This window comes from Haloplanus aerogenes, from assembly GCF_003856835.1.
Classification (GTDB): domain Archaea; phylum Halobacteriota; class Halobacteria; order Halobacteriales; family Haloferacaceae; genus Haloplanus; species Haloplanus aerogenes.
The window spans coordinates 2,338,176-2,357,708 of sequence record NZ_CP034145.1; the positions used below are offsets into that span (position 1 = coordinate 2,338,176).

Below are 19,533 nucleotides of genomic sequence, written 5' to 3' on the forward strand. Positions count from 1 at the left end.
GTCCGAAAAGGTCTACGATGAGAAGAAAAGGGATGGAACTCCCGATAAGAACTGTCGCCCTAATAATGCTTGCGATAATGGTGGTGGTCGCGGTGTACATAGGCGAGCCGAACCAGTATCCCGAGGACGCCTACGAGACCCTCGACGATTTCCTGTGACACCTAGCGACCGTTCAGCCTCGGGGAATTCCGTACATAGGCAATCCGTGACGTTGGAACGCCCGAACTCGTTTACCAACCCCACTCAAATTTCGGTGAGACCGAGACTGTATTCGAGTGCGGTATCGACCTCGTCTATCCGCTCTTGCGGAATCGAGCCGAGGTTCTCGGTGATGCGGTGCTCGATAGAGATGGTCCGAATCTGGCTACAGAGCGCGACTGAGTCTTCTCGAAGCGCACACTCCTCGGCTGGGACGAGTACTTCGAACGGGTAGAGCTGCTCGTCGAACGAGGTGGTGAACGGAACAACGATTGTTGTCGGTGCGTTTGCATTCCCGACGTCATTCTGCACGACGAGACACGGTCGCGTTCCACGTTGTTCGGATCCCTGCGTTGGGTCGAGTTCAACGATAACGACATCCCCTCGACGGACAGACAAGGCCATACGCTACCACTCTGGGGCGTCGCCTAGGTGTCCATTAGCCTCTGTCGAGATGCCCTCCAGTTCGTCAGCGAGTTCGCTGGTCCGTTGGGCACGCTGGCGGTACCCCTCAGCCAACTCCTCACGGGTTACCGGTCGTTCGATAACGAGCTTCCCTGCCTCTTCGTGGATCACGACGTCGTCCCCTCCCTTAATTCCGAATCGCTCTCGGAGCTCTTTGGGGATCGTCACTTGGCCTCGCTTCCCGATTTTCCGGCGTTCGCCCTTACTCATGCATATTCATATCTTATTCATACTAAAAAGCCCTTCGGGCGGAAGGTATTGGCATCTTCCACACGGCTGAAACCGTGGGATTCCGCTTGTCACCTGTCACCCCAAGCTTTCGAAGAACTCCCCGATAGTGGGGTATTTCGCGCCAGCGATTTACCAGCCGCAAGGGAGCGAAGAGGTCCGATACCTCCCGTTCCCCATCATGTCCGATACCAGTTCCTCGGTCGACTCGAACGCCCCCGTCGAGAGGTTCACTCCCGACGTCCACGCCCGGGTGCGAGCGTCAGCCGGTCGCGCCGACCGGCTCCAAGCGTTCCTGCAAGGCCATCTCCCGCCCGGCGCCGACGTCGAAGTCGTCCTCACCCCTGCGGTACAGACGGCGGCGGTTCTGCCTGCCGACATCGACGCGCTGGTCAGCAGCGACGCAACCGACCTCGAACGACAACAGGCCGCTCAGTTGCTCGACGGTATCGACGCAGCGTTTCTCGTACTCGTCACGACCGCTCCGGCCCCGCTGGAGCGGGTGCCGCTGAACGACCACCTCACCGCCGACCACGCCCACCAGTTCGGGCTCGCCTTCCACGAACTCCTCCACATCCTCAAGACCGCGATCGCCCCAATCGCCGCGTTGCTTGACGCCGAGGTCGACCCGAAATACCATCAGCACGTCCACGAGCTGATCAACATCGTCGAGGACGGCGCAATCGAGCACGAGGCCATCCACGGCGCGAACTTCAGCGACACTGCCGAGATCCGGCTCGAACTCACCCGTCGAATCCACTCGCAGACTCCCGACGACCTCGGAGACGGGCAGCAGGCACGCCTTTCGTTCTGGGACGCGGTGACCACCGCTCTGTACGACGCCGCGGTGTACCCGACCGGCACCACCGAAGTCCTGCTCGACGGGGACGACGACCGCGTCGGGTTCGTCTCTGAGGCCGACGAAATCGCCTTTCGGTCGGTACAAGATGCGCTGACTCAGCTCGCTGCTGATGCCCTCGCTATTCGAGGTGTCGACCTCGACGACGCGACCCACAGGCACGACAAGACCGCCTCGGTCGAGCGGGCCCGCCGCGTCATCGACACCTGGACGTCGTCGCTCCAGCCGGTCGTCGCAAGCGCCGTCGAGCCAACAGGCGACTCGCAGAGTTATGATGGCGCTGACTCGGGAACTGACAGGCACGACCACTTGTCGCAGGAGGAGGGACCTGCGAGTACTCCCGAGGCAACTGGGGTCTCGGTCGATCGCGAGGCAACAGCGGACCCGTATCAGGACGTGTTCGACCATCCCGCGGTGACGCCGGATTCCGGCATAGATGATACGGACGGCACGGTCAGCTCTCCCGAGCTGGATACCGAGGATTCCACTGGTAATACCGCATCGACTCCAGTCGGCCAGAAGGAGGACGATCAGAAACGTGACCAAGAGCCGTCGATAGCGGACGGCGAATCAGCGTCGCGAGCAGACTCATCCATCGAAAGCAGCGAGGAGCCAGCGGAGCACCCGTCGAGATCCCACGCACTCGCGGCGGCTGTCGAGCGCGCTCGCGAAAATCGGGGCGATTCGGGAGACAGGACTGATCCATCGTCCCCATCAGCTATAATAAATGAACGAGCCACTCCCGACGACCAGTCGGTCCAGACACCACTCGATGCGTTCGACATCGGGGTGACAACCACCGAGTCTGCGGAGACTGACGACCTGAGCGGCCGGTCGGGCGACCCAGGCCCGTCTGGCGAGGATGAACAGATAGAACATCGCGATGGAGATGTCGAGACCGCAGCAACGGACGAACCGGGGCCGGGGCCAGCTCACGAGCGCGTCGAGCGGGCCGCACCGTCGCCGGCCGAGTACGGGCAGGCGCTCGAACACGACCGTGATGTCGCCCGACAAGAGGCGGCCCGAGAGCAGGTCGACCGGGAGGCTGTCGAGCGAGAGCTTCGCGACCTCGGTGACGTCTTTGGTCGGCGGCACCAAGGCGACGAGGACCATCGGGAGGACAGGACCGAGTCATCGACAGAGACGGGTGCAGGCGGGAACGGTGCCGGACTGGAGCGTCTCGACGACGTCGTGTTCGTCCCGGTCAGCGACGACCTCGCCCCACCGGGACAATGGAGCGCGGTCGAGGACGGCGCCGCCCGCGTCGCGCAGGTCCTCGAAAAGGAACTCGCGCTCGAACGGCAGCGGGGAACCCGGAGCGGGCTGACCGCTGGTCGGTACGATACTCGCGCCGGTCATCGGCTCGCCATCGGCGATCCACGGGTCTGTGAAACTCCGACGCCTGGCCGCGAGAAACGCTACGCCCTCGTGCTCGTGCTAGATCGGTCGGGGTCGATGCGCAACGGTAGCCCCCCGAAAATAGAGGTTGCAACACAGGCGGTCGCCCGACTCGCCCTCGCTGCCGAGGAACTGGGGATTCGTGTTGCCATCATCGACTTCATCGACGGTCAGGCTCGCCTTGTGAAGCCGTTCACCGTCGAGTCGCGTCACGTCCAAACGACGCTGCTCGATACTGACTGCGGTGGTGGAACACCGCTAGCCGAGGCAATCGGTCTCGCCCGGACAGTTGTCGAAACACAGCGTGACGACCCACTGATCATCACCGTCACCGACGACCGCCCCAGCGACATCGAGGCGGTCACGCGCGAGCTCCAGGCATCGTACGCTCCGGTGTGTTCGTTGACCATCGCGACCGACTGTGACCCCGGGACGTTAGCGCCTGATGCATCAGCGCTGGCGCCGTACTATGAACGACAGGCGGCGGTCTACGACGTCGGCGCCATCGACGATCGTCTCGACCAGTTTGCGAGTCTCCTCACTGGATTGTGACTCGTGTGCCTTGGATTGGCGAGAGAACAGTCTGAATGGCTCTGTTGGAAATCACCGCAGGAATGACACAAGCGGCGTGCTGATTATAGAGCGTGTAATCAGCACAGCGGTTTCTTTAATTCTGGTCTCGCTCCACTGAATAGCTAGCTTGGAAGTTGCGTGTATTGAGCAAGTCAGAGGTCTGGTTCCTAGTGCAGTATCAGACGCGTAGTCGGGAGAGACGCCCTAGACGCCCGAGAAAGATGGGTGAGCTGTGTGACAGAGGGCCTCCATCCCTCAGTGCGCCCGGTAGCAGCTCTGCGCACTCACACGCGCCGGCCGAAGCAACAGTCTCCGACAAGGGCCCCTTGACCGATCCCTACGCTCCGAGGGGCTGTCGTTTCGACAGGGGGGAGTCCAGTTGATCGGAACGGTTGTAGGAACTACTCCCAATGACGCTCTGGCCCCGATGCAGGATCGTGGTTTTCGGCACTCCCACCGAGAAATCGGAGCAGCTGCAAAGGAGTTGATCTCTCATAGAGCGGCAACGGACCAGCGAGAGCCACTGTATGGGCCAAAGTATTATACTTCTCACAAGTGATTCTCGGTATTGTGCGAAGGTATCGCTGCGAGACGTGCGGCGAACGATTCAACTCAAAGTACAATTTGGAACTTCACGAAGAGGTACGCGATTGCGAACCGGCGGAAACGACCAGCAACGAATCGGACGATGGTCGCGAGCAACGGACGCTTCGAAACGGACGAGTCCATGATGTCGAAGGGGCTGTCTGTACATACGACGAGGATGGCGGCTACGGTTTTCTGACGACTGCCGACCTCGACGGAGAAATAATAGAGGACACTGGGGGGACACACGATATCTTCTTTCACATCTCGGAAGCACAGACAGACTGGGTCGAGGAGGGTGATCGGCTTCGATGCGATGTCGTCGAAGGCGACCGAGGCCTCGAGTGTACGAATATCGAGATCATCGCCCGCGATTCACAGCGAGAATCATACGACCCACCTGCCGACCGTACTAAACGATCCGGGTTCGGTGTTCAGAAAGACGATGGCCAATACGGTGCCGGGAGTAAATCCTCACCAACCGAGAGCAATATCGAGGATTTCGAAGACGAGCGGAAGTTCAGGTAATTACGATTCGACAGTCGACTGTGTTTATTGAGACGCCACAATTTCCACCCCGAGGCCGCACAGACATCCTATGGTCGAATATGGCTCCCTTGTATTCGAATCCGATACTGGCACGATGCACTCGTGCGTCCTCGTAAACGACGAGTTCCAGTCCTGACGTACGTACCGTCGGTAGGCAATACGGCGTCGGAATACCTGCTGGCGACGATGTGAAGACTGATCGCACTTCCAGGGCAGTATGTCAGATCGCCAAACAACGGCTGTACTGGCCGTTCAGGGAGAGCGACCGGTATCAATCGATGCGATAATCTTGTCTTGATCCACCGAAAGCGTTCATCATCCCTACCCACCAGTTCCATCTCGCTGTTGGAGAAAGGTGTCCTGGGGCCATCTTGAGTCTACTGACGACGTATTCGGAATCTATCTCAGGCCCATCCCAGTTTCTCGATTCGGCTGCTGCTTCGCTTTTCAGTTGCAATGCCTTTTGAGAAATTTCACGAGCGACTACACGAGAGCATCCGAACTCCTCGACAATCTGATCCTTCAAGTAATCTCGATCCATATCGGATTTAGATATCAAGTGCGGCTTTAATCTCGTGTAGTGCCTGTCGTGCCTCCTCCCCAACGACGTGTTCTTCCACGTTGATATTAGCGAAGGGGCGCGGCCCACCGAGTGGACCCTCCATTTTCAGGTTATCCGATTGAACAATAATAAGACCCAACCGGAGCGCTTCGCGGGCGGCGGGGTGCTTTTTTGTCTCGAATGCTGCCTGTAACTCCTCCAACGTCTCCGCTCGCAACTGCGTCCCCATCGTAACCTTCTCGCCACCGAACGAGATCTCGGCGAAGGGGCGAGGAATCACTCCCAACGGACCGACGATATCGGGCTCAATATTGGCTTGCCGCGCACCGAGACCGATCAGAATGAGCTTTCGAGCAGTTTTGCTGAGATCTGAGGGCCTCGAATCACCCTCTAGATTAATAGCGACGTTGGCGACGGTATCTTTGAGGCCCTGCTCAATCCGAAGGTTGACCGATTCCTTGTCGCTCATGAGCTTAGTATGCTCTTCCACATCAATAACGTTTCGACATATACCAATACCCCATAGATATATAACTTAGTAACATATAACGATGCGGTATGGATCAGGCAAAGACGATCCTGAAACGGCGCGGGGTTCTCCGGAGTATGGGTATCCTGTTTCCCTCGCTTGCGGGGGGAAGTGAGATGGTTAAGGCACGAAAGAGCGACTCACAGGAGGCAGACAGCCATCAACAGTCGATCGAACAGCTTCTGGGTAGCAGTTGGATCAGTGAGTGGCCAACAGCCAGCGAGGTCCACCGCAGAGATATCGATCCGGATCCAGCGGAGCCTGGATGGGCCTACACTCTCACACAGTCCGCAGAACTGCAGAGTTCGTCGTCTAAGTATGACCCACTATCGGGAGACGATCTTATCGTTGACGGACATTTCGGTCTGTGTGTTGCTGAACGTGATGCGCCGGGAGTAGTGCAGTCCACATTCGATGAGGCGCACCAACAATTTCGGCGGTATAGGAACCGCTATCCCGACCACGTGACGCTGTTCCGGACGAACTCTATCAACGGCTACACGGGGAGTGTGCTTCGGGCACGACCACCTATTGGGTCAGAAACACCCTACAGTCAAGCGTCGTTGGTACAGCAGTTCCCGTGGGGACTCGTCCTGTGGGACTTGCTCTGGGACTCACAGTCTAACGTCTACGACTCGAAGGTCGCCACTCGCCACCACGAGTGGCTTCAAACGCACTTCCAGCGACTCCAGCGACGGCCCACGTTCTGGATCCGGGACCGATGGCAGCAACTCCATGATACAACTGCAACTTCGAAGTTGCTGACCGTCGGCCTGCCGGAAGAGGCAGTTACCGCCCTAGCAGAAGATATGCCGTCGACACTGGTTGAGCGCCGCTCACCGGAGGCACGTGAAACCGCGCAGAGGGACAGTTCTGTAACGTGGTCCCCGGAGACTATTCGGGATGCGTGAGTTCGACTTTCAACTGGTGAGCCGTTCGTACCTATCTACGGGTGAGTTCTCATTCCACCACCCGGATCCTGCCCTCGCTCAACAGGGAGTTGACGGGCTATCGCGGATGCGGCTGAACCTTCAGGCGCCACCGTTGATGCTGACCCGGAATCTCTTCGAGTGTACTGAACTGCTACTCGGAACCTCGGTTCACTGGGAGCGATCGGACCGAGCATTTCAGTTGACAGTTGAGGCATCACTTGGAGTGTCCAGCGCGAAACGGCTCGCAGAGGCCCTAGACAGCGCAGTACGAGATGCCGACGGATTCCAAGGTCGTGATTCGAAAGTAGTGGCGTCGCGTGAAACAGCTATCGACCTCTGGACATGGGAGGTGGAGTGCAAGCAGTCGAGCGGTAATGGACGGATATTCGAACGGGAGGCAGGCGAGATCATCGTTCGCTCCGGTGACGATGCCCAGGTGACGGTGCTGGTCACGTCACCGACAGAACCGGAGATATCGGCATCGGAGGCTATCACTATCGACTCAGAGACCGCGATGGAGTGTGCAACTGCGCTACGGCAAGGAGCGCAAGCGATCCGAATGGCACAGGGTTCCAAGTCCCGTACGATCCCATGGCTGGGATCCTATCGTGGAATGGGCGTCAGTGACGGTGAGGCGACTGGCCCTGCACGAGTCGTTCGGACAACCCTTGGAACGAACTCGGACTGTTCACCTGACGACTTGGTCGGCGCCGAAAATATCGAATCCGGCGAAATCGTGGTGATGGATCAGTACTATCACTCTCTTCGAGATCGACTGGAAGTCGCTGCTGGCTACGTGATTGAGGACGACGTAGCGATGACCGACGCTGGGGCAGTGTTGGCACGGATGTACGACATCCCCGCTATCACGACATGTTCAGGGGTGTGTCGCGATATTACGACAGGAGATCGAGTCGCAGTCCAAGGCGGAACGGGAATCCTCATCCATGAGCTGTGAAGCTCCACAGGCACACAGAGAAAAATATGAACATCGGACGCTGCCGAAGGCTATGACACCGAAATCCGACATCGATACAACCCTACGAGAACGTCAGGCGATAGTTACCACCCTGGCTCACGGATTATGGACGACGATTCGTTCGGTAGTGACGAATTCGAGCAGTATCAACGAAAAGAATTGGACCAGTAGCTACTAGAGATATAATAACAATCGTTTAACAATGCCACGAAGCAGTCCCCCACGCTCAACCGCGATAGCCGACGAGATAGACGTAACGTATGAGATCGAGATGCCGTTTGATTCGAAAAATGCGAAGATCAACCTGATCGGTCGGGATGACGAAGTGGAAGTGCTTATTTCAGATATTCCCGTTCCCAAGGGTTACGGGGATATGGGTGGTAGCGACAAATCCAGAATTAAACGGCACGCTGTAGCGAGGTGGGTCGTCGAGGATGCTGCGCGAGTGATAGAAGAGTACGATTGGGCCACATCAAGCCACGTCTCGCGCCAACGACATCGGTACTTGAGCGATGTCTACTTCTCCTGCGATCGTGAAGAGTTAGACGATGCGGTCATCGCCGCGAAACAATTCCTCACAAGATTAGAGGAAGGCGTACTTGAACACGCTCGGAAGTTCGATTCTACCCTCCAAGAGACGCCCAGTAACGCGCTTGAGTCCAAGTAGGGAAGTGAACTAGAGGCGACACAAGAAGAACCAAGATTGACATCTTGAGCGTCTCGTTCTTCGGGTCCTCGCCGTCGGTATATGATAAAAATCATCCTTTAGACAGACAAAGATTTGGGAGAAATATTCTTCAAAATAATATTGATGTGAGGTATGAGAGACATGCACCCCTGGATTCAGCAGGACCATCGGAATCCGTCAGCTATTGAGAATTTCAACAACCTCGACTGACCAAGTCTCCCGATACGGTCTCGTTCCCGGTTTATCCCCACAGGGGAGTGAGGCCATGACGACACGACGAATTCAATCCAGCAGGGGGAGCCTTCCGCCGCTCTCGCTCCCGCCAGGAGCGCTCGCAAAGACCGATCAGCAGCACCGCTACGACGTCGATGACGAGCCACCGACCATCGAACCGATCGAACATCGCATCCGACTCGATTTTATGTCTGCTGCCCCGATTCGCCGCTCACAACTCCTCGACCAGTACAACCCGTGGACGGCCAATTCCAACGAGGCCGACCCATGGAGAGAGGCAGGCCGGTCGAAGCCACTCGGCTTGCTGTACGCGGAGGAATCGTGTCGGCGAACTCTCGTCGGGGAACGCCGGTACTACGACCGCGTCGAGGCAGACCCGTCGGCGGAGTTGGACGACGTCCCCGCCTTTCTCGCTCACCGGTTATAGATGTGCCGGGAAACTGATAATCCGTCTGCTGCCCTCGAGGAAGAACGAGCACGTCGCGAACGCTGGTACTCGACGATCATTCCATGGATGAACCTCTATCACGTCCTCAAACGTTCCTCGTACGGCTCGCTCCTACCGCCGTCGGTCGGACATAGCGTCGACGCTGGCGAGCTCACCGAGCACAATGCATTCGTCGGGATGGTCGTCGTCGACGACAGGGCTGACATCCGGACGGTCGTACGAGAACACGAGATACCCGGTCGATTCGTTGTTCACGAACGCGAACTCTCCTCGGCCGCCGTCAAGTGTGCACCGTTGCCGAGCGACTTCGGAATCGATCTCCCGGCTCCGCTGTTGGTCGGTGAGTACGCCAGCGGAAGCCGATATCCGCTATTGCCCTGGTCGGACGGGCTGGTCTGCTCGTGCCCCTACAAACACGACCGGCCGTGGCGGGTGCTGTGCAAGCACGAGTTGCTCGCCGCCATCGTCGCCGGCGGAAAAGACTCAATCTTCCTGCCCGTTACTCGAGGACTCGAGGTTCCACATCGAGCGCGCCGGTTTGTGAGCCCGGCAATTGCCAGTCGACACTCGCCTCGGATCGGAGCAGAGCCCTATCGGTGAACTCTCAGCGGAGAGGATGAAATGTGCGGGTCATCTTAGATTACCCCACGCTCCAAGATGTCTGAATTCGTGGGGTAACTCATACGCACGGCAATCTCCCGCGCCCGCCCTCGCCGAACACAGCCCATCGGAGGCGTCCGTCAGCCACGCGTCAGACAGTTTGCGGTTATTTAACGTGAGTAGAGAGCGAATCACCGTCACGAGTGATTCGAGCGTGAGGAATCATGTTTTCAGATGAACCGCGGTCGTTACCCGACTGGATCGAGCGGGGATACGACATCCTCTCGACGGAGATCACGGAAGGCGATCACGACGAGGGAATCCCCCGCAATCGCGCTCGCGAGGAGTTAGTTGCCCACGAGGATTTCCCGGACAATCCGGATGATGCGGACTATGCGATTGACCAGCTTCTGAACTCAGGGTGGCTGTACGAGGTTGCCGGAAACCTTCGAGTCACGATGCCCGAAGAGTAGGCACGACGACGGCCGACCTTGTGGAAAATCGGGGATCTCTTAGTGAGTCGGTCCTATGAGAGTTCGAATACTGGCTATTGAGGGAGACGGGGCGACCCGGGGACGTTCGAGACAGCCTCCCGCGAGAGACGAAAATCCGTCTCAATAATCGTTGAGCCACAGTTAACCACCGTTCTCTAGGCAGAATATCAAGTATCTCTGAGCCAGTAGTTAGGGACTGTGCGCAGTGCGCACACTCTGAATGTTCATGCCCCTGAACGACCGATTATCGGTCTCACAGGGCGATGGACAACCCAACCCACCCCGTGCTGACTGTCGACTCGCTTGATTGCGAGAAGACAGCCGGGACTCCCATCCCAATATTCGAACGCCGAGCGACGGTCGTCGCGGCGTTGGTGATTGGTGCGACGGTCTTCGCTGTCGCCGGTGCCATCTTCCTGTTGGGAGCTGGGGCTTCCCCATCGGAACTCGAGTCGTCGGTGATCGACGATAAACCGCCCAACCACCGGGTGTTCTTCGAGAACCAGCGTGGGCAGATCCTGTGGGTGTATGATGTCTGGGTGGCCGACACGGATTCCGAGCGCTACCAGGGCTTGAGTGGGACCGAGACACTTCCCGCCGATACCGGTCTGCTGTTCGTCTACGACCGGGAGGCCGCCGACCGGGCAATCGTGATGCGTGAGATGCACTATCCAATCGACGTTGTCTTCGTTGATGGATCGGGAACCGTCACGGCGGTTCACTCTCCAGTGCCTGAACCCGGTGTTTCCGACGACGAGCTCACGCACTACTCCGGACGAGCGCGATGGATCCTTGAAATTCCTCACGGAACTGCGGAGCGCCACGCCATCGTCCCAGGAACCTCGATTCAGATTACTGGGCCGACGCATGCGTTCGACCCGCAGTCAGCACTCCATCAGGCAGGTAGCTCGAGATGAAGACACCAACACGATCGTCTTCCGAGACATCCCTGTGGAACTGGCTGTCGCCCCGATCCGGACCTTGTCGCCGCCGTGTGCTGAGTGCCGTCGCAGCTGCCGGGGTCAGCGGGCTCGCTGGCTGTATGAACATCCTCAGTTCTGAAGATCGTCGCAACGAGCCGCCATCGGCAGAGGTTTCAACGACGATCACTCCTGACGAGGATCAAACCTCGACAACGCCATCTGACTCGCTGTCGGTGAGTTCGACGAATACCGACGAACAGTCCACAGCTGAGGCGTCGACGCCTGCGATTCAGACCGACGGCCCGGTCGACAGTTCTTCGAGGAACGACGCCCCCTATGACGATCCCGTCGATGGGCTCGCGTTAACAGGGGTAACTGTCCGGATGGGCGAGGAACGCCAGCGTGACAGTATGCTCCGACTAGACGACCAGCTCTCCGTCGACATTGAAGACAGTCGGTTCGAGATTCGTGGGCGGGGCCACACTGAGTGGGAGTGCGACACCATCAGGCTCAAAACCGTGATCGTCGACGGTCGCCATGCCCGGGTGTACGCTGAGACTCGTGAAGTGGATTCCTGCCGGACTCCGGACAATCCGGCGGGATTGGGTCCGTGGGCGATTTCGTTCAGCATTACGGGACGATTCGAGGGAGGCCGGCCCGACGCACTAACGGCGAGTATTCAGGGCCCCTTCATTCACGACTCGGGCGTGTTCGTCACCGAGCCGCTGTGAGGCTTGTGGATTGATGGACGAATCACTGTTTGCTGGCAGTTTATCCGTGGCAACGGGACGAGGAGGCTGATCAGACGTGGCCTCCAGATAACCGATGACTCATTCCACCAACCAGACGAATCTCTCTAACCGATCATCACGGCCCGGACACGCGTCCCGACAGATCGGTTCGCGAGCAGGACGCGCTCCTGAGAACATCGTTACCCCACGCATCCGAGTAATTCGCTTTTATGGGGTAACGTTAGTCGAACGGAGCGAGCCAATTGAGTTTCTTGAGCGGTACACGTGAGCAGAACGGATGTCGACGGAATTCTCGAGGAACTCCCGCCGGAAACGCTCCTCGAGACTGACCACTTACGACTCATCCGCGCCGGCGTCGCCTGTATGCACGACATCGAGACTGTTCGGGCGTATGTTGCTCACGAGAACCAGCATCGACGTCGGCGTTGGGTACTCCGAATGCTTGCCGATCGTGCTGCGTCGCTTCGGGAACCCGCCCCAGAGAACCACTCATCGTAGGGCCAGACTCATAGTCCATACTGACGAATTGCTATCACATATCAGAAGGTGACGACTGATGGGAGCACATCCACCCAGTGGCGGCGACCGTGATTTCGTGACGATCTTCAAGACCGGCTCGGTCGACCGAGACGACTATCCAGAGTTGACTGAGAATCTGCTCGAAGGGCGGACGCAACTCGCCTCGGAGACTGGATACTTGATGAAATTCGGCGATGTCTCACACCGAGGCCTGACTCCCTTCGATGTCGCGTCACTCCACGACGTTCCTGCGTATCCGCTTCCGGAGACTGCGCTGGAGGCACTCCCGGCCCACGTTCGTGCCGACCTAGAGCGCGACGGCGCCGTCCAGATGTTCGCTGTCTACGATCGGGACCAGCACCGGTTCGAAGACGTCGCCCTCGCCTGGGAGGAGCAGGACTTTCTTGAACGGATCGCCGAACTGGTGGCTGGCGATTGCTCGCTCCATGAAGCGGTCGACTGGACCGTCGTCGAAGAAGCCGACCGCTACACGGGTGCACAGTGGGCTGATATCAGAGGCGTCACCGAGGACGCCGTCCGCTCGAACGTCAATTCTGCCCGAGAGAAGTTGCTTGCCGAAGAAGATCGCGAATCGAGTGGAGAATCGCCCTAGGTTGATTTTCGCTTGCCGATTCCCATCGATATCGACAGCGCGGCGTCCGAAACCACTAGTCTGCCGGTCGCGTCTGCCCCGGCGCCGAGATGCCCGGGAGACTCGGAACGGAGAGGTCGATCCGCCGAAGCAACTGCGCGTTGATCGCGACGATCACCGTACTCAGAGACATCAGAAGCGCACCGATAGCAGGCGACAGCAGAATCCCGATCGGTGCCAACACGCCCGCTGCAAGCGGAATCGCGAAGACGTTGTACCCGGCCGCCCAGACGATGTTCTCCTGCATCTTGCGGTAGCTGGCTGTGCTCAGTTTCACGAGTCGAACGACGTCCATCGGGTTGTTCTGTACGAGGATGACATCAGCCGATTGGACGGTCACGTCCGTCCCGCTGCCGATGGCGATGCCGACGTCAGCCCGGGTCAACGCCGGCGCATCGTTCACGCCGTCGCCGACCATCCCCACCAGCTTCCCCTGATCTTGGAGCTCCTAGACTTTCTCGTCTTTGTCTTCGGGGAGAACCTCTGCGAACACCGTATCGATGCCGAGTTCGTCGGCGACGGCGTCGGCGACGTCCTGGGAGTCCCCAGTCAGCATCGCCACCTCGATCCCCAGTTCGTGGAGGGCGTCGATGACGCGGAAACTCTCCTCGCGGATCACTCGGCCATCGCGAAGGCGGCGATCAACTCCCCGTCGCGAACGAGGTACACCACCGTCTGTGCGTTCTGGCCGGCTTCGTCAGCGAAGCGCTGGAGGTAATCGGGAATCTTGCTGTCGAGTTGGGTCAATAGGTTCGGCCCGCCGACGTACACCTCGTTGCCGTCGACGTTCGCGCGGACTCCTCGCCCTTTGATTGCCTCGAAACTGGACGCATCAGGTGCGCTAAGATCACGCTCGTCAGCTGCTTCGCGGATGGCTCGCGCGATCATGTGCTCGGAATCGCTCTCGACGGCTGCCGCCAGTGTGAGCGCGTCATCCTCGTCGACGCCATCGACGGTCGCCATATCGACGACGCCGTGCTCACCTTCGGTGAGCGTCCCCGTCTTGTCGAAGATGATCGCGTCCAGATTCCGTGCGTCCTCCATCGCGATGCGATCGCGCACGAGCATCCCGTTCCGAGCCGCGAGCGACGTGTTGATCGCGACGACGAGGGGGATGGCGAGTCCAAGGGCGTGTGGGCAGGCGATGACGAGCACCGTGACGACGCGCTCGATGACGGTCGCGTCGAACGAAACCGCGAGCGTCCACGCGATGGCTGTCACGACTGCCGCTCCGAGGGCGACGTAGAACAGCCAGCCAGCCGCGCGGTCGGCCAGCACCTGGGTCTTCGACTTGCTCTGCTGGGCTTCTTCGACGAGCCGCATGATGCCCGCGAGCGTCGTCTCCTCGCCCGTCGCGCCGACGCGGACACGGAGACTGCCGTCGCCGTTGATGGTGCCGCCGATGACCTCGTTGCCGGGCTCCTTCGAGACGGGCTTGGACTCACCCGTGATCATCGCCTCGTTGACATCCGAATCGCCCTTCTCGACGACGCCGTCAGCGGGCACGCTTGCGCCCGGTCGGACGAGTACGAGATCGCCCTCGGAGAGCTCACTAACAGGGACCTCCTCGGTCTCTCCATCGTCAGTGATTCGCTCGGCAGTATCCGGCATCAGTTTCGCCAGTTCGTCGACCGCGCTCGAGGCACGGCGCACGGACCGCATCTCGATCCAGTGGCCGAGCAGCATGATGTCGATCAGCGTGACGAGCTCCCAGAAGAACGCCGACTGCGTGGGGAAGACCACGCTCGCGAGGCTGTAGACGAATGCGACGCTGATCGCCATCGAGATCAGCGTCATCATCCCCGGCGCCCGGTCTTTCAGTTCCGGCACCGCCATCTGGAAGAACGGGATTCCACCATACGCGAACACGACGACTGCGAAGACGGGGTTTATCCACTCGCTTCCCGGGAACGCGGGGACGGAGAATCCGAGCCACTCCTGCAGCATTTCGCTGTACAGGAGGACGGGAATCGATAGGAGCGTGGAGACGAAGAAGCGCCGGCGGAACATCTGCTCGTGGCCTTCGTGCATGCCACCGTGGCCGTCGTGCTGGTGGGAGTCGTGGTCACCAGCGCTCTCCCCGTCAGCGGAATCGGTCTCAGTACTGTGGTCGTAGGGATCGTGTGTGTCCGCCGAGTGGTTTGGAGAGGTATCGGAATCCATCGTGGGCACCTCGGAGCAACTTATTCTCTCTACCTACTCGGTCGAGCGTGAAATATCCCGTCGCCACCCCGGGGCAGGCCGAGACGCTCGATTAACAGCACTCGCTGTCTCCGGGGGTCAATTCACACGCGTCGCCCGCCGTAAGGCTGCTTTCGTCGATGTACACCGAATGACAGGCGTAGTTGCAGAAGTACACGGGCGAGCCACAGTCCGCCTCACAGTCGCGGACACAGATGGGGTCGTGAGCGAAGATACGTGACCACGATATTCGCACTCCAGCGAACACGGACGCGTGGGTACGCACTCCTCGGATTCGGGCTCCTTGCGCTTCCCCCTCGGATCACCAGCAGCGTACGAGGGCTCCCGCCGGATAGCATGAACTTGGGCAGGAAAATCCCGGTCGACGACACCTTCGGAGTAATGTAGCTGAGCCCTGCCTCATCTAGCCGCGGAATCCGAGCAATCGGAGTCCGTTCAGTGAAACGAGGACCGTCGATCCTTCGTGGCCGACCACGGCAAGGGGGAGCGGGATCCCTCTGAGCAGGATCGTGCCGACCATGAGCGCGATCGCACCGAACGCGATGGCGAGATTGACGGTGAGCGTCCGGCGGGTCTTGCGTCCGAGACCGAAGACGTAGGGAATCTTGCTGAGATCGTCACCCATCAATACCACGTCGGCAGTATCGAGCGCGACGTCGGTCCCGGCGCCGCCCATCGCAATCCCGAGCGTCGCGGTCGCCAGCGCCGGCGCGTCGTTGACGCCGTCACCCACCATCGCCACGTTCTCGTATCGATCGACCAGCGCTTCGATGGTCGCCACCTTCTCCTCCGGCAGCAGTTCCGCCTGCACCTCGTCGATACCGACCTCGTCGGCGATCTGCTGGGCGACGCGTTCGTTGTCGCCGGTCAGCATGACGATGTGCTCCACGCCGAGCGAGCGGAGGTCCTCGATCATCTCGGCAGCGCCGGGGCGGATCGTGTCTGTGAACGCAAGCCACCCCAACACGGTGACTCCGTCGCGCTCCTCCCGGGCGACGAGGACGCTCGTTTTTCCCTCCGCCTCTAGCGTTTGAAGCCGATCGAGGCCAGGTTCGAGCCCCTCGATCGCTGCCTCTTCGAGGACAGTCCCGAAGTAACTTCGATTCCCGATGTGGATAGTTCTGTCTTCGACATCAGCCCGGACTCCTTTCCCAGCGACTGACTGAAATCGCTGTGCGTCGGGGACATCAAGTGATCGTTCTTTCGCTGCCGCCACAATTGCACGAGCTAGGTGATGCTCTGATCGGGCCTGTACAGCGGCCGCGAGCGAGAGCAGTCCATCGTCGGTCAATGACCTGTCTGCCGTGCCGTCACGGACGTACACGTCCGTCAACTGCGTATCGCCCTGCGTGAGTGTGCCCGTCTTGTCGAACGCGACTGCGTCGATGTTCGCGGCCGTCTCGACGTGTTCGCCGCCCTTGAACAGGACGCCCTGCCTCCCCCCAGAGGCGATCGCCGACAGCACCGCCGCCGGCGTCGAGATGATGACGGCGCACGGTGAGGCGGCGACCATCAGGGTCATCGCGCGGTAGAACGTGCGGGTGAACTCGCTCCCGAGCGCGAGCGGAACGGCGATCGCTGCGATCGTGAGCCCGAACACGCCGAGGACGTACGGTTGTTCGAGGCGGTCGATGAGCCGCTGTGTCGGGGCTTTCTCGCTCTGGGCCCGTTCGACCATGTGGATGAGGCGACTGATCGCCGACTCGTGGGCCTGTCGCGTGACCTCGATTTCGAGGCTCCCACTCTCGTTGATCGTCCCGCCGAACACCTCGTCGCCGGGTTCCTTCGGCACGGGGACGGATTCGCCGGTGAGCGAGGCCTGATCGACCGTCCCCTCGCCGGACGCAACGACGCCGTCGAGCGGAATCCTGTCGCCGGGGCGGACGACGAACACGTCACCGACGTCGACGTCGTCGATGGGCACGGTGACCTCCTCACCGTCGCGGAGGACCTGTGCCTCGTCCGGCCGCATTTCGACGAGCGACTTGATTGCCCGGCGTGAGCGCCCGATTGCGTAGTGCTGGAGGGTGTTCGACAGTGAAAACAGGAAGAGGAGCATCGCGCCCTCGAACGGGGCACCGATCGAGAGGGCGCCGACCGCGGCGACGATCATCAACAGGTCGATGTCGACCGCACGGTGCCGGAGCGTCTCGATTGCGCCTTTGAGCCCGTACCACCCGCCAAAGACGTATGCGACGCCGTACCCGGCCCACATGAGAATCTGTGATCCCTCGAGCCACCCCGTCACGAGGCCGGTCACCATCCCAAGGAGCGTCAGACCGACGAACGCGGCCTCCTGCCTGAGTTCCGAGCGGGTGCTCACATCGTCCGTTGTCTTCTCAGATTCTTCCTGAATCGTCACGTTCCGGTCGCGGACAGCGTCTCGAATCGTTTCTTCCGAGGTGACGCTCCCGTCGTAGGTAATCCGGGCGTCCCCTGTTCGAAACGAGATGTCGACATCGTAGACGCCGGAGAGATCCTTGAGATGACGTTCGAGTGCTCGCGCTCCCGCGTCGCCACGACCACCTCGTCGTTCGATGTGGACAGTGCACGTCGAGAGAGACCGAGAGTCAGTAACAGCCACGTTCTCGACACCTATGCTGTGGTTTGATTTCACGTTTTATGTGGCCCCACGAGCATTCATCCGGTCCTGATCCGGGACACGAGTTGAAGATATCATCCAATGATCGTCACCGGGATCCGTGCTCGGCGGGTGACTGTCTCGGCGACACTCCCGAGGAACGCCCGGTCGATTCCTGACCGGCCGTGGCTACCCATAACGATCTGATCGATACCATGGTCTTCAGCGTATTCGAGGATCCCTCGAGCAGGTTTCCCGACTTCTGTGATCGTTTCGAGATCGAGATCGTACTCTATCGCGCGATCCGTGGCCGTCGTGTGAATTTTGGTAGCACGTTCTTGGGCGTTATCGTACCAGTCCTCTGCAACTGGCAGGCCACCGACCTCCACGTCGATTACCGAGTCGACCGGATTGATGACGTAAATCGTGGTGATCGTTGCGTCGGGGAAATTCTCGAGAGCGTACGTGAGCGCGCGCTCGGCAAGCGGAGAGCCGTCGACGGCGACGAGAACGTTGTCGGGCATACGCGTGGATTCGAGACGCGTCGAGAAGAGTGTAGTGCCGACAATTCGGCGGCTGGGAGTACGGTTAACTGCGATGTGCCCACAATCGGTAGTATGTCTAGTCTCCGTACATGGATCGACCAGCATCGCCTCCTGAGCTTCGGTGCAATCGCGTACGCGTTCACCTGGACCATCCAGGGCGCACTCGCGTACTCCGGTATGGAAGCCTCCTGGACGCACTCCATTCTGATCGGTTTCGGCGGATTCGGTCCGCCGATTGGCGCGGCGGTCGTCATCTGGGCCTCAGGTGGGAGCCTCCGTACCTGGGTCGGGCAGATGTTCAAGTGGCGGATCGGTGTGAAGTGGTGGGCGCTCGCAATCGGGCTCCCATTCGTCATCCTCTCGCTTGGCGTCTTGTTGTTCGTCGTAGCTGGGGGTCCGATCGACCTCACGGAGTTCGAGTCGCCGTTCATCTACCTGTTCGCGATGGCGTGGGGGACCGTGTGGGGCGGCGGCCAGGAGGATCTCGGTTGGCGTGGCTTTATGCTTCCCATCCTTCAGGACTCGTACAGCGCGCTGGTGTCGAGTGCCATCGTGGGCGTCACGTGGGCCGCTTGGCACCTCCCGCTGTTCCTGAACGCCACGACCACCCACGGCGGCTGGCCGCTCTCCCAGCAGCTCCTCTGGATGGTCTCCATCCTCGCGGGCTCGATCCTCTGGACGTGGATGTACAACAGCACCGGCGGAAGCGTCCTCGCCGTCGCGGTGTTTCACGCCGGTGTCAACGCGATGGGCATCTTTCACCCCGCCGATCCGGCGGCGCTCGTCCCGAACGGTGTGCCGGACCCCTGGCTGAACCTGCTCGCAGAGGTCACGGGCGCGCTCCCGCTCGTGGTGATCGCACTCCTCCTCGTCGTCGTCTACGGTTCGGATCGCCTCGCAAATCGCGACCCGCCAACCCCCCAGGACGCCGGGCTTCCGCCGGAGACCGAAGCGGAAACGGTCACGTGACCCACTGGGTCGTCGGTTAACACGGGCGGGTGACGGTCGCCAACGTATTTGTCGCGACCACACGACTAT

General features: G+C 59.9%; 21 protein-coding genes and 1 pseudogene. 13 read left to right on the forward strand and 9 right to left on the reverse strand.

All coding sequences use genetic code 11. The features are described from left to right. Positions 1–17 precede the first annotated feature (17 nt). A complete protein-coding gene (locus DU502_RS18335) occupies positions 18–158 on the forward strand; it encodes a hypothetical protein (RefSeq protein WP_158601216.1) in 141 nt (46 codons plus the stop codon). 85 nt (positions 159–243) lie between these two features. Here DU502_RS18335 and DU502_RS11900 read toward each other — a convergent pair whose 3' ends face one another. From DU502_RS11900 to DU502_RS18340, 3 genes are all read right to left on the reverse strand, one after another. Next, a complete protein-coding gene (locus DU502_RS11900; RefSeq protein ID WP_121922171.1) occupies positions 244–603 on the reverse strand; it encodes a type II toxin-antitoxin system PemK/MazF family toxin in 360 nt (119 codons plus the stop codon). A 3-nt stretch (positions 604–606) separates the two neighbouring features. Then, on the reverse strand, positions 607–873 hold the full coding sequence (locus tag DU502_RS11905; RefSeq protein ID WP_121922170.1) for an AbrB/MazE/SpoVT family DNA-binding domain-containing protein: 267 nt from the start codon (positions 871–873) through the stop codon (positions 607–609). 280 nt (positions 874–1,153) lie between these two features. After that, positions 1,154–1,651 carry a hypothetical protein gene (locus DU502_RS18340; protein WP_158601215.1) on the reverse strand — a complete coding sequence of 166 codons (498 nt, stop codon included), beginning with the start codon at positions 1,649–1,651 and terminating at the stop codon, positions 1,154–1,156. An 87-nt stretch (positions 1,652–1,738) separates the two neighbouring features. Here DU502_RS18340 and DU502_RS11910 point away from each other — a divergent pair, with 87 nt between their 5' ends. Both DU502_RS11910 and DU502_RS11915 read left to right on the forward strand, forming a co-directional pair. Next, a complete protein-coding gene (locus DU502_RS11910) occupies positions 1,739–3,700 on the forward strand; it encodes a VWA domain-containing protein (RefSeq protein ID WP_158601214.1) in 1,962 nt (653 codons plus the stop codon). Positions 3,701–4,291: 591 nt separating this feature from the next. Continuing rightward, entirely contained in the window at positions 4,292–4,834 is a 543-nt protein-coding gene (locus tag DU502_RS11915) for a cold shock domain-containing protein (RefSeq protein WP_158601213.1), read from the forward strand. Positions 4,835–5,126: 292 nt separating this feature from the next. Here the strand turns inward: DU502_RS11915 and DU502_RS11920 are convergent, their stop codons facing one another. Further along, the gene (locus DU502_RS11920; protein ID WP_124897075.1) at positions 5,127–5,396 is read right to left on the reverse strand and encodes a hypothetical protein; all 270 of its coding nucleotides are present in this window, start codon (positions 5,394–5,396) and stop codon (positions 5,127–5,129) included. 7 nt (positions 5,397–5,403) lie between these two features. After that, positions 5,404–5,886: a hypothetical protein gene (locus DU502_RS11925; RefSeq protein WP_121922167.1), complete on the reverse strand. Its 483-nt coding sequence runs from the start codon at positions 5,884–5,886 to the stop codon at positions 5,404–5,406. An 89-nt stretch (positions 5,887–5,975) separates the two neighbouring features. On the opposite strand from DU502_RS11925, the gene DU502_RS11930 reads away from it, so the two are divergent. The 9 genes from DU502_RS11930 to DU502_RS11970 all read left to right on the forward strand — a co-directional run bounded on the left by DU502_RS11930 (position 5,976) and on the right by DU502_RS11970 (position 13,128). Further along, complete coding sequence (locus tag DU502_RS11930; protein ID WP_121922166.1) at positions 5,976–6,857, forward strand: hypothetical protein; 882 nt, start codon at positions 5,976–5,978, stop codon at positions 6,855–6,857. Beyond that, on the forward strand, positions 6,850–7,836 hold the full coding sequence (locus DU502_RS11935; RefSeq protein WP_121922165.1) for a PEP-utilizing enzyme: 987 nt from the start codon (positions 6,850–6,852) through the stop codon (positions 7,834–7,836). Before DU502_RS11930 ends, DU502_RS11935 begins: the two co-directional genes overlap by 8 nt. Positions 7,837–8,059: 223 nt before the next feature. After that, positions 8,060–8,524: a hypothetical protein gene (locus tag DU502_RS11940; protein WP_121922164.1), complete on the forward strand. Its 465-nt coding sequence runs from the start codon at positions 8,060–8,062 to the stop codon at positions 8,522–8,524. Positions 8,525–8,810: 286 nt separating this feature from the next. Continuing rightward, positions 8,811–9,206: a hypothetical protein gene (locus DU502_RS11945; RefSeq protein WP_121922163.1), complete on the forward strand. Its 396-nt coding sequence runs from the start codon at positions 8,811–8,813 to the stop codon at positions 9,204–9,206. Positions 9,207–9,293: 87 nt separating this feature from the next. Next, positions 9,294–9,827: a hypothetical protein gene (locus DU502_RS11950; RefSeq protein ID WP_124897076.1), complete on the forward strand. Its 534-nt coding sequence runs from the start codon at positions 9,294–9,296 to the stop codon at positions 9,825–9,827. Between the two features lie 224 nt (positions 9,828–10,051). After that, positions 10,052–10,300, forward strand: coding sequence for a hypothetical protein (locus DU502_RS11955; RefSeq protein WP_121922162.1), 249 nt, complete (start codon positions 10,052–10,054; stop codon positions 10,298–10,300). A 284-nt stretch (positions 10,301–10,584) separates the two neighbouring features. Continuing rightward, positions 10,585–11,238: a DUF192 domain-containing protein gene (locus DU502_RS11960; protein ID WP_121922161.1), complete on the forward strand. Its 654-nt coding sequence runs from the start codon at positions 10,585–10,587 to the stop codon at positions 11,236–11,238. 125 nt (positions 11,239–11,363) lie between these two features. Beyond that, positions 11,364–11,975, forward strand: a complete 612-nt coding sequence (locus DU502_RS11965) for a hypothetical protein (protein ID WP_124897077.1) — start codon at positions 11,364–11,366, stop codon at positions 11,973–11,975. A 616-nt stretch (positions 11,976–12,591) separates the two neighbouring features. Next, positions 12,592–13,128 carry a hypothetical protein gene (locus tag DU502_RS11970; protein WP_208020320.1) on the forward strand — a complete coding sequence of 179 codons (537 nt, stop codon included), beginning with the start codon at positions 12,592–12,594 and terminating at the stop codon, positions 13,126–13,128. A 55-nt stretch (positions 13,129–13,183) separates the two neighbouring features. Here the strand turns inward: DU502_RS11970 and DU502_RS11975 are convergent. The 4 genes and pseudogenes from DU502_RS11975 to DU502_RS11990 form a co-directional block, all read right to left on the reverse strand. Continuing rightward, positions 13,184–15,198, reverse strand: a pseudogene (locus tag DU502_RS11975) (copper-translocating P-type ATPase). Positions 15,199–15,421: 223 nt separating this feature from the next. Then, complete coding sequence (locus DU502_RS18740; RefSeq protein ID WP_394338946.1) at positions 15,422–15,643, reverse strand: hypothetical protein; 222 nt, start codon at positions 15,641–15,643, stop codon at positions 15,422–15,424. A 129-nt stretch (positions 15,644–15,772) separates the two neighbouring features. Continuing rightward, positions 15,773–17,953, reverse strand: coding sequence for a heavy metal translocating P-type ATPase (locus DU502_RS11985; protein ID WP_121922158.1), 2,181 nt, complete (start codon positions 17,951–17,953; stop codon positions 15,773–15,775). Positions 17,954–18,045: 92 nt separating this feature from the next. Then, complete coding sequence (locus DU502_RS11990; RefSeq protein ID WP_121922157.1) at positions 18,046–18,474, reverse strand: universal stress protein; 429 nt, start codon at positions 18,472–18,474, stop codon at positions 18,046–18,048. 93 nt (positions 18,475–18,567) lie between these two features. Between DU502_RS11990 and DU502_RS11995 the strand changes: the two genes are divergently transcribed. Then, complete coding sequence (locus DU502_RS11995) at positions 18,568–19,464, forward strand: CPBP family intramembrane glutamic endopeptidase (protein WP_121922156.1); 897 nt, start codon at positions 18,568–18,570, stop codon at positions 19,462–19,464. The last annotated feature ends 69 nt before the right edge of the window (positions 19,465–19,533 follow it).